The 11,988-nt window shown below is 49.2% G+C and carries 13 protein-coding genes; 6 read left to right on the top strand and 7 right to left on the bottom strand.

The window, feature by feature from the left end:
• Positions 1–48: 48 nt before the first annotated feature.
• Positions 49–444 (bottom strand): hypothetical protein, encoded by a 396-nt coding sequence (locus E2F51_RS20820; RefSeq protein ID WP_134824437.1) that lies wholly within the window; start codon positions 442–444, stop codon positions 49–51.
• Positions 445–976: 532 nt separating this feature from the next.
• Between E2F51_RS20820 and E2F51_RS20815 the strand changes: the two genes are divergently transcribed.
• Together E2F51_RS20815 and E2F51_RS20810 are read left to right on the top strand one after the other, a co-directional pair.
• On the top strand, positions 977–1,180 hold the full coding sequence (locus E2F51_RS20815) for a hypothetical protein (protein WP_013202751.1): 204 nt from the start codon (positions 977–979) through the stop codon (positions 1,178–1,180).
• A gap of 286 nt (positions 1,181–1,466) precedes the next feature.
• The gene (locus E2F51_RS20810) at positions 1,467–1,802 is read left to right on the top strand and encodes an alpha/beta fold hydrolase (RefSeq protein WP_245174143.1); all 336 of its coding nucleotides are present in this window, start codon (positions 1,467–1,469) and stop codon (positions 1,800–1,802) included.
• A 188-nt stretch (positions 1,803–1,990) separates the two neighbouring features.
• Here E2F51_RS20810 and E2F51_RS20805 read toward each other — a convergent pair whose 3' ends face one another.
• The 4 genes from E2F51_RS20805 to E2F51_RS20780 form a co-directional block, all read right to left on the bottom strand.
• The gene (locus E2F51_RS20805; RefSeq protein WP_134824436.1) at positions 1,991–2,461 is read right to left on the bottom strand and encodes a DUF1203 domain-containing protein; all 471 of its coding nucleotides are present in this window, start codon (positions 2,459–2,461) and stop codon (positions 1,991–1,993) included.
• A gap of 401 nt (positions 2,462–2,862) precedes the next feature.
• Positions 2,863–3,072: a DUF6434 domain-containing protein gene (locus E2F51_RS24150; protein ID WP_134824434.1), complete on the bottom strand. Its 210-nt coding sequence runs from the start codon at positions 3,070–3,072 to the stop codon at positions 2,863–2,865.
• A 1-nt stretch (position 3,073) separates the two neighbouring features.
• Positions 3,074–4,306, bottom strand: coding sequence for an MFS transporter (locus E2F51_RS20790; RefSeq protein WP_134824433.1), 1,233 nt, complete (start codon positions 4,304–4,306; stop codon positions 3,074–3,076).
• A 408-nt stretch (positions 4,307–4,714) separates the two neighbouring features.
• The gene (locus E2F51_RS20780; protein WP_134824930.1) at positions 4,715–5,401 is read right to left on the bottom strand and encodes a B3/4 domain-containing protein; all 687 of its coding nucleotides are present in this window, start codon (positions 5,399–5,401) and stop codon (positions 4,715–4,717) included.
• A gap of 43 nt (positions 5,402–5,444) precedes the next feature.
• Between E2F51_RS20780 and E2F51_RS20775 the strand changes: the two genes are divergently transcribed.
• The 3 genes from E2F51_RS20775 (at position 5,445) to E2F51_RS20760 (ending at position 7,967) form a co-directional block, all read left to right on the top strand.
• Positions 5,445–6,041, top strand: coding sequence for a helix-turn-helix domain-containing protein (locus E2F51_RS20775; RefSeq protein ID WP_134824432.1), 597 nt, complete (start codon positions 5,445–5,447; stop codon positions 6,039–6,041).
• 348 nt (positions 6,042–6,389) lie between these two features.
• Complete coding sequence (locus tag E2F51_RS20770) at positions 6,390–6,968, top strand: YceI family protein (protein WP_134824431.1); 579 nt, start codon at positions 6,390–6,392, stop codon at positions 6,966–6,968.
• 453 nt (positions 6,969–7,421) lie between these two features.
• Complete coding sequence (locus tag E2F51_RS20760; RefSeq protein ID WP_134824430.1) at positions 7,422–7,967, top strand: cysteine hydrolase family protein; 546 nt, start codon at positions 7,422–7,424, stop codon at positions 7,965–7,967.
• A gap of 269 nt (positions 7,968–8,236) precedes the next feature.
• Here the strand turns inward: E2F51_RS20760 and E2F51_RS20755 are convergent, their stop codons facing one another.
• Positions 8,237–9,454: an MFS transporter gene (locus tag E2F51_RS20755; RefSeq protein WP_134824429.1), complete on the bottom strand. Its 1,218-nt coding sequence runs from the start codon at positions 9,452–9,454 to the stop codon at positions 8,237–8,239.
• Positions 9,455–9,517: 63 nt separating this feature from the next.
• Here E2F51_RS20755 and E2F51_RS20750 point away from each other — a divergent pair, with 63 nt between their 5' ends.
• A complete protein-coding gene (locus E2F51_RS20750) occupies positions 9,518–10,522 on the top strand; it encodes an AraC family transcriptional regulator (protein WP_134824428.1) in 1,005 nt (334 codons plus the stop codon).
• 894 nt (positions 10,523–11,416) lie between these two features.
• Here the strand turns inward: E2F51_RS20750 and E2F51_RS20745 are convergent.
• Positions 11,417–11,647 (bottom strand): YgdI/YgdR family lipoprotein, encoded by a 231-nt coding sequence (locus tag E2F51_RS20745; protein WP_134824427.1) that lies wholly within the window; start codon positions 11,645–11,647, stop codon positions 11,417–11,419.
• Positions 11,648–11,988 lie beyond the last annotated feature (341 nt).

The raw sequence follows: 11,988 nt of genomic DNA, 5'->3' as shown, positions 1-11,988 counted from the left end.
GACCAGGGCAGAATTCCCCCCGTGGTTTATTCGGGGCCGTTTTGATTATTAAGGCCGTGCATCGCGTAAGCAGGACCGTATCCTGTGGATGACGGTGTCGGGATGACCCGTAACCGGCCCGGACAGGGTGACAAACACCCAGTGACCGGCCTCTAGCCCGCTGGATATTGCCCTGAATTTTTCATCGTCTTCAGGGCGTGTCTGCGGGAATATCATCAGCGGCCGCTTTTCATCCTCTTCAAAATACCGCAGGATCCCAGCTAATTTTTGGTCTGCAGTTATGCCCTCCGGGGCACTGACCACAACGATCGCCGGTCCTTTTCTGATACAGAGACCGGCCACAGATCGGTCGTCCCTCAAGGCGGGCGAAGACAATTCACCGGCGGATGATAATATGAAAATATGGCTGTCCAGCGGACCCACAGTTACGTTTTGGCTGATCATGTCTGTTAACCTGTCTTCCCGTTTATTACCAGAGCACGGTTTGCCTGGCATGTTGCGCTGTCTGATTTATTTCTACCGTTAACTGTGAGCATGAATTGTTTCAATTTTATTACACGGCGATATAAAACAACTCCCTGCCGTATAAGTTAAACTTAATAAATAAGAAGGGATTTTTTATATATAAAATGCATGTTCTGTTTTTTCTTTTACGTCACAGGGCAGCTTGCGCCTGGCATTGGCTTATAATCCATTAAATTCATTATCATGCGCGTTGTACAACAACATGCCCTTGCACAGAGTATGGGCTAGCGTGTTGATTATTAAGACGTAAACGCATTAGGCCAGGGAAAGTAATAATCATCAGATAAATGAATCTAATCGTGCGGTATCCTGCGTCCGTATTTTTTTACTTATCTTCAGTCAGAATGCACATTCCGGTGATCCGGTGCGGTCGCGTTAAGGGTTTTTCTTCGACCCTGCTATATCTTATTTTTCATGTTAGAATCCCCGATTATTCACAATGGGGTAAATAATGATTCTGGATGAAGAAAAGGCCCGGGTGATTGCCTGCGAAATAGGGTATGCCGTGCTGAAAATTATAAAAAAAGGTGACGCTATCACCCAAGATAATATCTCCTCTTTGCTGGAACATAAACGGGCTGAGGTTGACGACGTGCTGCATAAACTGTTGCTTAAGGGGACAGCGCAGTTGATCAGAAACGGTTTTGAAAATTAGTGCCGGCATTTATCTCGCCGGTCATGATCTTCTGCCCTTAGAGCCGGTTCTCGTTGATTCACTCTCCTGGTCCTGGGATATCCGCTTTTGGAACGAAGCGGACAGGCTAACGGGGCAGGATGTCCGCTATGAGCGAGAGCCGACTAACGTTTATCGCTGTCAGTGAAGAACGGTAACTGGCACATTCCAAAGCCCTTGTATCCCTCCCTTAATGATTTTATCTTTTATGATAAACCCTTGTCAGCTTCCCCCGTTTTATCAGGGATAAATAACAAGGACTTAACTCATGCCCGCCGCAAATATTCGTGCCACCATCGGAGGGGCTGTTTTACTGATGTCAGTCTTGGTCACAGCGTCCGCAACGCAGTCTATGTCGACACCTTCGGAGTATTCGAATTCGCAGCGTATCTCTGTGCAGACGCAAGGATCTGGCCCTGATGTCATATTGATTCCGGGGCTGGCATCGTCTCGCGAAGTTTGGGCCGATTTAGCATCAACTTTACGTATGAGCCACCGCATTCATCTTGTTGAGCTTGCGGGCTTTGCAAGTACGCCTGCTATTTCCAATCCAGAGGGAAAGGTCGTCGCTCCGGCAGTAGAGGCCATCGCTGATTACATTTAAACTCCATATCACGCGGATCGATGACAGTTTTCACTTTGTCATGCTTGATCCGCCAGAACGGTTTTCCAGCGCGGTAGAATCATTCTTAAATCAATAAAGGATGCTGCTGCACATCACCTGAAGGTGGAGCAGTATCTGTAGTCCGTCACTCGCACAAACCCGGTCCAATATTGATTATCTCAGCAGGTTCATTCAGCACGCTCAGCGCAACAGGCATAACATCCCTGTTTCGCATTGTGTATGTGGATATAACTAATTAGCGGATCGTCAAAAAAACGGCTTATGAGATTTTCAGCAAACTTGCCCTCACAGATATCTGCCTGTATCAAAAAGTGTTTGCTGTCATAGGCCCGTAAGGAGAGAACCCGGGTTTTCATTACTTCGGGTAATTCATTGATGTAATCGCCTTGTTTGGTACATCCTTCCCATACAAATATTGCGTGAGAGCCGAAATAGGGCGTGTTTGCTGGCTGATAGATGTGGTTGATAAGAATGGCATTTTCGCCAGCGGGTATCTCGCACAATGATATTCTGTCGGGATAGCCAGGATAGCTATCTACGGTTTGTCTGATTGCACCGGCTCTTTTCAGATAGCTATCGCTCTGTCCAAAAAGAGGGATAAACTGTTCGGCTCTCAGACCGGAAATTCTGTATTTCATACTGCCTCCTCGCGTTTTTCAGCATGACATTAGCGGGTATTCCAGGGAGAAACTCGCTGTAATCGGTCATGGGAATACAGGCTAGAGAAAAGACCAGGAGCATGTGATTTTGTTTAATCGATGCAATCATTGATAGCTGAAACAACACCAAAGGGAATTAAATGCGATGAAAATTCAGGCTAATGACGTTAACGCTGCTGATAACATCGGTATTCCTCCTGACAGGATGCCCTCCGCCACCGGATCTTACCCAGTGGAAGCGTCCTGATATGGGCATCGATGGCGTGCACGCGGCGATGGGTAAATGCAATTATCCGCAAGTCACGGGCTGTGCAAAAACACAACGCTATCCCAATCTGGCGGTATTAGCATTCAGGCATTCCCTTTTGGCGCGGGCATGATTAGGACAGACGTCTGCGCTTCCACTCGTCTGCCACGTCCCCCAATGTTTTGGCATCTTCATTACGTATCCACATCATGAATTCCCGATCGAATCGAAAGTCTTCCCCACACTCTTTAACCATAAAACGACGAACGTTCTGGGTATTTTTGTAGTTTTTATCGACGCGTGTGGTTCGTGTCAGTAATGCGCTATGCCAATCGATTTTCAACTCACTTATCCCCCATCAACGTCTTTTGCTCAGGTTGAAGTGATTCAAACACGTGCCTGCTGAATAGCAGCCAGATGCAAAGGGCGCAGAGCGCGATGGCCGCCAAAATAAGATAAGCGAAGCTCCATGAGGTGTGGCTGACAATGGTGCCAGCCAACGCCGGGCTGAGTGAGGCGCCCAGTCCCTGCAGTAACATTACGAGCCCAAGCGCCGCATTGATATGCCCTGAGCCATTAAACAGTGCGGCAATCAGTCCGGGGACGGCCACGCCCAAAATACCGGCAGCGACGCCGTCCAGCGCCTGCACGGGAAATAAAACGAATTCATTGCTCCAGAACGACGCAATTGCTGCCCGAAAAGGCAACACGAGCAGCGCAATGACGATAAGCCTGGCGTAGCCATACTGTGAGGCGTACCTCGCCGTAAGCAGTGCCACGGGGATCATCACCGCCTGAGAAATCGCGACTGTGAGAGCGGCATAAGTGCCAGGCGTGAACAGAGAACCTGCGGGAGAAGAGGCGGCCTGCATGCTTAACATCGGCAGCTGTGCCGCATTGGCCAGGTGGAAGAGGAGCAGGGTTATCCCCGTTACCGCCAGTTCAGGCCGCTTCAGCAATGCCAGAACTGAGACAGAAACGGCAGGGCCTTCGTGCTTTTCAATCCCACGCGCCACATCATGATCGATATCGTTTTTATTAATCGCTAATGTGCACACCACGGCGCAGACCGCCATGGTAGTCATCAGTAAAAATACCGACCCGGTGCCCCAGATCCAGCAGGTGAACGCCGCCAGCACCGCAACCGCCATATTGCCGCTGTGGTTGAAGGCTTCGTTTCGGCCCATCTGTGACAAAAACCCTTTCTGACCGGTGATGCCTAAGGTGATACCGGCAATGGTGGGCGCGACGATTGCTGCCGCGATACCGGTAATAATTTGCGATAAAATCACCACGGCCGACGTCGGGAAAAACCAGAGGGCGAGCGCGCTCAGGGTAATGAGCAGGGAGGCAGTGATAATTAACAGACGTTTATAACGGGTGGCATCGACGATCATCCCCGCGGGGAACGTGGCCAACAGTCCTGCCAGACCGCCCAACGTCATCACCAGACCAATTTCTTCCGCCCGCCAGTGATGGGAAACCAGAAAGATGCCTAAAAACGGCCCAAGTCCGTCTCGGACATCAGCGATAAAGAAGTTGAGCAGACAGAGAACCTGCAGTGAACGTAATCTCATCAACACCCGCCCCGGAAAGTTTTATCATCATGAAAATACCCGGGCGCGGTGGCCTGGGTTGATTTACCTGTCTGACTACGACATACAGATTGGAGGGAAGGGCGTGCAACGTCAAGGTAGCCACTTTAGTGGCTCCAGTCATTAACCCTCATCAATCGGTATCCAGAGAGAGAGAGGAAGAGAATTCATGTAAGACATTCGCTTGATAGTTAAGAGCTTTAGCTTTTGCTTCAAACGTTTCGACTGCGTCAGCTCTGGCCGCAAAACGCGTCGGTGGGTGTTCAAGCTTAGCAAGCTGAATAAGTGCTTCAGTCAGTTTTTGCGGATCGCCAACCTGGTACATCTTAAGAAATATGGAAAGTACCCTCTCGTTGTTTTATATCCGAATCAGTTCTGACGATTTCAAAGCTACTCGCTGATGAGAACAGTATGACAGCGCGCACCCGGCATCATTTTTTCCAGACCGTCTGTCAGCATTTTTCCGGCAGAATGCAGCTCTTCCAGCGGCATTTGAGGCAGGCTCTCAAGGATAAACCACATTCTGCTATCTGCCACGCTCAGCCGGGTCCGGATGCCCTGTCGCCAGTTCCACCGGCGGCAGGTTACGCCGGTATCATCGCGCCAGATAACTTCACCCACCTCCGGCAACTCGGTTCCAGGCTGGCCGTCCTTCATCGTGTCAAAGATTTCGGTACCATCTGCCAGAATCAGTCGTGGCCTTCCTGTGTAAGCCGCAAAGTTTTCTCCGCCAACCGGAACGGCATATTGGATGCTAACGGCGTTATACAGATCGACCACCGGATCGAGAGAGGCCATTGTGCCATCTTTAAGAACCCGCTTGCGCAAAGCTTCCGCTGAACAGGGTGTTCGTTTAGGTTTTGCCCCAAAGGCGCGGAATACCTCCGCCCATGCGTTCAGGTGCGCCTCTGCCCAGGCAGGATGTCCTGCCAGGACTGTCTCGCAGGCTTCCCGCAGCGCGACTTCTCCAACCTGTTCATCAGCCACGGTTGTCGCTTCCACGCTGATACTAAGTGCACGAAATCCTGGTGCGATGCGGTAAATTTCGGGGCTGATTGACGGTGACACGGTTGGCATACGATAATCCTGTAAAGACTGATTTATTACATGATAATGACCGATGACCAAAAAAGTCAACATAACGACCGACGCCGGTGCAGCCAGGGTAAACGAGGCCGTTTCCGCGCACGTAAAGCTTTACCGCAGCCAGAAAAAAATGTCGCTTGATGAGCTTTCCCGCCGTTCAGGCGTTAGTAAAGGAATGCTGGTAGAGATTGAAGGGTGCAGGGCCAACCCCAGCATTGCGCTACTCTGCCGACTTGCGTCTGCTATGAACGTATCGGTGGCCGATTTTGTTAATGTCGCCGGTAAGCCTGCCGTCCATCTCATCGACTCTGGTGAAATCCCGGTGCTCTGGAAAGGAGAAAAGGGCGGTAGTGCGCGTCTGCTGGCCGGCACCAGCGGGCCCGACATGGTCGAACTGTGGGAGTGGATGCTTTACCCGGGAGAAACCTTTGAATCTCCCGGCCATCCCGAGGGCACCAGCGAACTGCTCCATGTTTCAAAAGGGACTCTGACACTCGTCGTCAGCAACACGACTTACATAATCAACCAGGGAAGTGCAGCCGTTGCGAGAACTGACGCACCGCATGCCTATATGAACAACGACGCTGGCGTGACCGTATTTATCATGGCGGTGAATGAGAAAGGCCGCTGAGAATTCAGCGGTTTGTCTAAGTAACGGGTACCGGATTAGAGAATCATTATTGGAAATGGGACTTGTAAAGCAGTCATATCCAACCCGATGAGTAATAGTCCGCCAGATGTAGTTGCCGCCTGGGGCTTTCATTCAGCGTCCGCTTTTTGCAAAACGCGGACATGATTCGCACTTGACGCTGATTACCCTGAATAATTTGAAAACTTTCAGACGCCTGTTCTGAATCTGAGGCGCTTTTTTTTGTAAAATTCTGGCTTTAACTGTTTTTCAGTATTGAAGTGAGAAATTGAATCGAATAAAAATGACGGTTGAAGTGTTTACATGATAATCACTCTAAGGATTATCAATATGACTCGTATCTTGCCAGCAATCGCCCTTGTTTTTTTATTCCATCCATTTTCGGTGTACGCCAACCCTACGAGCTACAGTGTCAACACTCAAAAAACGACCATTTCACTCTCCTGGCATGCATTCGGCGATGTGTCCAAAGCCTGCATGGGCAGGGTGACGGGAGAAATTACACTCGATGAAGGAAATGAAAGGGATGATCGTATCGACGTTACCATTCCGGTTGCTTCTCTTGAGGCTTCCAATGCCTTGTTAACTTATCAGTTGAAAAGCCGTCCCTTTTTTGATGCAGAAAGCTATCCGAACATAGCTTTCACCAGTAGTCGTGTTGTGGCATTGGGAAATGGACATTTTCGGTTGTTTGGACGTCTGCAAATCAAGAACGTCACACGCCCGGTGATCCTTAATGCCTCACTGGATGCGAAAATTGGTGAGCTCTCTGGTACTAAGAACATTGTGCTGCATGCCTCAACAGCAATTTCGCGTGCAGCATTCAATATGGACAGCTTTGCCGCACTTGTTGATGACACCGTAACGATTAATATTGAAATTCAGGCTCGCCCGAATAAAGGCGCTTAAATGATACGGGGAGCGAGATATTCATCATCGGCGGCCTATAAAATCTGCACAGGTAGCCGAAGTTGTGGGAGTCTTTCCACAAAGTCAGCGGTGTAACAGGCATTATGGTGTGCGACCTGAAGCTTATTACGTGGGGACCGGATTGCTATGAGTTGATCAGGCAGATGTATAAAAAGCGATAATGTTTTGACTGCTGTTGATTGATGTGATTTCATAAGAAAAGCGTATTTTATGACCCCATTTATTTCCTGTGCCTGATATCCAATAAATAATAAGCGAAGGTTAGAAAATGATTAAGTCAGTTAAGCCGACAACAACAGTCACCACCACCGGAACTTTCGGCGGCGTTGGCGTATCTGTGACTGGCTCCTGACAAAACAGCGCCTCACTCCCCGCCCAACCGGACGGGGAAGTAAATCTCTCCGTTCATAACGTTTTGAATGGAGACACATCATGATTTCATCTGAGAATGCACTTTTAGTTATCGATATGCAGCAGGGGCTTTTCCATGGCCCTGTAACTCCGCATTCCGCAGACACTGTTCTGTCGAATATTTGTCTGCTGATTGCAAAGGCGAGGCAGGCTCAGGTGCCCGTCTTTTTTGCCCGCCACACCGGACCTGATGACTCCCCCTTTTCAAAGCAAAGTCCGTTAACACTACTGATACCCGAAATGGACGTGAACGCTGAGCGGGATATCGTTTTTATTAAAAAGTACCCCAGCTGTTTCCGCGACACCGACCTGAACTTACAGCTCGTTCAGCGGGGTGTGAAGCAACTGGTTATCGCCGGGATGAAAACAGAATTTTGTGTAGACACTACCTGTAGGGCTGCGAAGGAACTGGAATTCAGGACCGTGCTGATTTCAGATGCGCATACAACAATGGATAACGAACATTTGTCAGCAAATCAGATCGTTGACCATCACAATGTAACGCTTGCCGGGCCCTTCGTGACGCTTTCGAGCGCCGCTGACTGGAGCTTTGCTTCTAATAAATGAGTTTGAACAGAGAGCCCTCCGCAGGGCAGTCTACAACGCTACTTTGTACGTTAGCGTCGCGGTTCCACATCAGGTATAGCGATCGACTGCCATTTCTGCGCAACCAAATTCCGGCAGTCAGGGTGTCAATTTCTTGAAGTTGGGAGTTTTGAAGGCGTGTCTGTCTTTGGCATAAAGCGGTCATTAAATAGAGCGAAAAGGGGGGAGGGAATCTTACATTTTTTTTCAGGCCAGCCGTCGGATTAAGCTGGCCTTTGTTTGAAAGACTGTTACGGGGGAAGGGGGCAGGTCAGCGCGACCCTCACCTTTAATCCAATAACGAGCGTGGCAAAAAACATTATGCAACCCGCAGTAATGAAAACACCTGTAACGCCGCTGATGCCGAAGAGTAATCCTCCCAATGCAGCGCCCGCAGCAATTGAGGACTGAACGGCTGCGACTACCATGCCGCCAGCGGTTTCAGCCTGATCGGGAACGGAACGCGCTACCCAGTTTGACCACGCCACGGGCACACCACCAAATGCCATCCCCCACAACGCGACGAACAACATCAATCCTTTTTCATCTAGTGGCAGCAATATCATGCTTAATGCCGCGAAACCGACAAGCGCTGGCATGATTATCAGGGTAAGACGCAGGCTTCTCTCCATCATCCATCCGGCCAGCAGCGTACCGATAAAATTTGCAATGCCAAATCCAAGCAGTACCAAAGACAAACGATCCACATCAAGTTGGGCAATATTTTCAAGAGCCGGACGAATATAGGTAAACAGCGCATACTGACCCGTATGGGCAATTACACACCCCGTCATTCCCATCGCAATGCCTGGGCGGCGGAGTAAATCCATGACAGATGCCGTTATCATCCCTCTACGCGGTGCCATTCCGGGAAGGGTAAACAGCTGAAAGATCAGTGTCAGCACACCGACCGCGGTCGCAGCGATAAAAGCACTACGCCAGCCATGAAGCCCCCCTAAATAGCTGCCGAGCGGGATCGAAACGACGGTTCCGACAGCAATACCGCTAAAAATAATGGAGAGAGCACGCGGGACGCTTTTCGCAGGGACCAGCCGCATAGCGACGGCAGCAGCCATACTCCAGAAGCCTCCCAGCGCGATGCCCAGCAAAATACGCATGACTAACAGAACAGCCAGACTGGATGAAAGAGCGACGAGCAGGTTGGAGGCAATCATTAGCACCGTAAAACCAAGCAAAACGTTTCGGCGATCATAATTACGCGTCAGGCGGGGAACCATCAGACCAGCAAACAGGGCCACTACCGCCGTTACCGTTACAGCCTGGCCAGCAAGCGCTTCGGTCACACCGAGATCGGCAGCCATGGGTGTCAACAGACTGGCAGGAAGATATTCTGCCGTCAGCAAGCCAAACACGCCCATAGTCAGTGAAATTACAGCCATCCATGCGGATTCATTGGGTTCCGAACTGTTCAAACTCGCAGATACGGCTTCAGTAGATTCATTTCTCATAACACACTCTTCCTGTTGAAAAAATTACAACGCCAAGTCTAGAGTTGAGTGGCTGGACGATCTATGATGCCCCATCCTGATTTTTTACCCGAAACGCCGGTTATGCCTGTGAATAAACATTTTGCCCTGTCATCCGAGCTCATCAGTGAATTGCTGCAGGAAATGCGCCTGCGTGGCGTGCAGTATCGCCGTTTACAGACTGGCTCTGAGTTTGGCGTCGGTTTTAGCAACAGGCCGGGACATGCCTATTTTCATTACATCGCTGTGGGTACGGCTCTGCTTCGCACACACGACGGTACGTTGCACGAACTGAAGGCCGGAAGCATGGTATTCATGCCGCAGGGTGGGGATCATCAGCTTGTATCGGATGTCAGCTGTTCAGTTCAGCATATCGACACGCTAGGCTCTGCTCCTTTAGGTGAGGCCGTCAGCGGAATCAATACTTGCCCGAGTTCGCACCCAACACCCAGCACGGTTCTATTTTATGGCTGTATGGCGTTCGATCTCGGTGGCATGCAGGGCCTTGGAAAACTGATGCCGCAAGCCATAGTGGTTGAGGCAAATGAACAGATTTATCCGGGGCTGGTTCCCATTCTTGGCGCGATGAAATTCGAAATCTGTTCCGGACGCGCTGGCTTCGCAGGCATTCTGGCCCGCCTGGCAGAAGTGGCGGCTGCCATGATTGTGCGTGGATGGATCGAAAATGGCAGCGAGAACGCCGCTGGACTGATCGCTGCGTTACGTGATCCACGGCTGGCCCATGCAATTCTGGCCATTCATCGTGATACGGGTCGGGAGTGGTCTGTTGCTGAGCTTGCTGCCCAGTCGCATGTGTCACGTTCTGTTTTTGCTGAACGCTTCAAATCAATCATCGGCATACCTCCACAGCGCTATGCAAGGGAGGTGCGAATGCGCATCGCAGGTCACTGGATTATTCACGAAAAGATCGCAATCGAGACCGTTGCTCTTCGCCTCGGCTATGCCTCACAGGCAGCGTTTAGCAGAGCTTTTAAGCGCATTAATGGATATCCGCCGGGCGCTATGCGTCAGCGACCCGCGAGGCGTTAATACACTTCGTCCAGGGGAGACATTGTCGATTGCATTACTGTTCTCGAACAGATAATCAGTTTGTTTGATCTTTAATCAACGGTAGTGGCGCGAATCAGTATTTCATTAAATGTTACAATTCATTAAATAATATGAATAAATCTGACGACCTGTTTATAACAGAAATACAGGTCGTTCAGTAAATGAAATACTGTTATTAAAAACAGTATTGACACTGATTATCAAATCCGTAAGTTAGGGGGCAACAGCGATGGCATCAAAATCTTGCTGTTACAGTAGAAAGCATTAATCAGGTACCAAAAACAATCTGCGATAAAGGCTACGAAGTGCTTTGTATGGGATGCCGACTAGCAGTCAAGACGTTTATAAGTTGGCAGTGCTTTAAGGCAATGTAGTTGAGATATTCAATCGCAAATTGACGAGGAAAGCGCGACGAGATGTAAGGCCATGTTGTAGAGCAGGAAAATTGTGATTTGGGTTAGTGTAGTTGAAATATCACAATAGCAGTAAGGCCACGCATCAAAAAGTATATGTCGCAAGGGGGAATGTACGTGTTTACAGTGCCATTCTTGTGGTTTTTAGAAGATGGCGAAAGAGTTAATAGAGAAATAGAGGGAGGTTTTGAGTTCAGTACCCAATATTATCTGCATTAAACGTGTGCATTTTTAAGTAGTACCATTAGCAGTATCAATATTAAGTTCATTAATGTTAAATCTGAAGTCCATAGTACCTTAAAAGCCCTGACTGCAATGGTCAGGGCTTTTATTGTATCAGGTACGCCAATCATCTAAACACCCTCCCATTATGTTTTTTCGAAACTGACTAGCCAGCTTCACCACGACAAGAAAAATGGCAGCCAGGCCTTTCCGCCAGGCTGCGAAATGCGGGGGTGGATCAGTGTCCAATTTCACTCATTGATTTCACTTCACTGGTATTGATTTGCTGCTTTTTACCGTTCGCATCGGTATAAGCAATCAGGCCGGTTTTTGCATCTTCATGGGGTTTACCGTCACTTACGATGGTCCTGCCATCATTGGTATGGATTGCGTAACTTGAGCGGGTACATCCTGACAGGGCTGCAATACATACCAGGGCTACAAGGGGAAAAAGGACTGTTTTTTTCATTTGATTCTCCGGAATATCGGTTTGCATTTAATTGATGTAAAAATGCCGTGGCTATGTCCATATCTTAAGGTGTCCCCTCACGTCCCTGTTTATCCAAGCCTTTAGTGGTGACTTCGTCAGTATAGTTGATTTTACCTGTCTGCCCGGCAGCGCGACCCGTCGTCGTACGTTCAAGCAGTCAGGCCAGGGGAGATTTGCACGGGATAACCGCAAAGTTAGATGGATGTGGGTGCAAAAGAGGTGAATCAGGTGCTTTGAACAACAGCATGAAGACGTTAGGGCAGATATTGACTGATGCAAAAATAATGATAAATTTCTGCCTATTACATGAAAACAGGGAG

The sequence above is a fragment of the Erwinia sp. QL-Z3 genome, assembly GCF_004551645.1.
Classification (GTDB): Bacteria; Pseudomonadota; Gammaproteobacteria; order Enterobacterales; family Enterobacteriaceae; genus Erwinia; species Erwinia billingiae.
The sequence above is the reverse complement of the archived record's forward strand: the minus strand, read 5'-3'. Positions and strand labels throughout refer to the sequence as shown.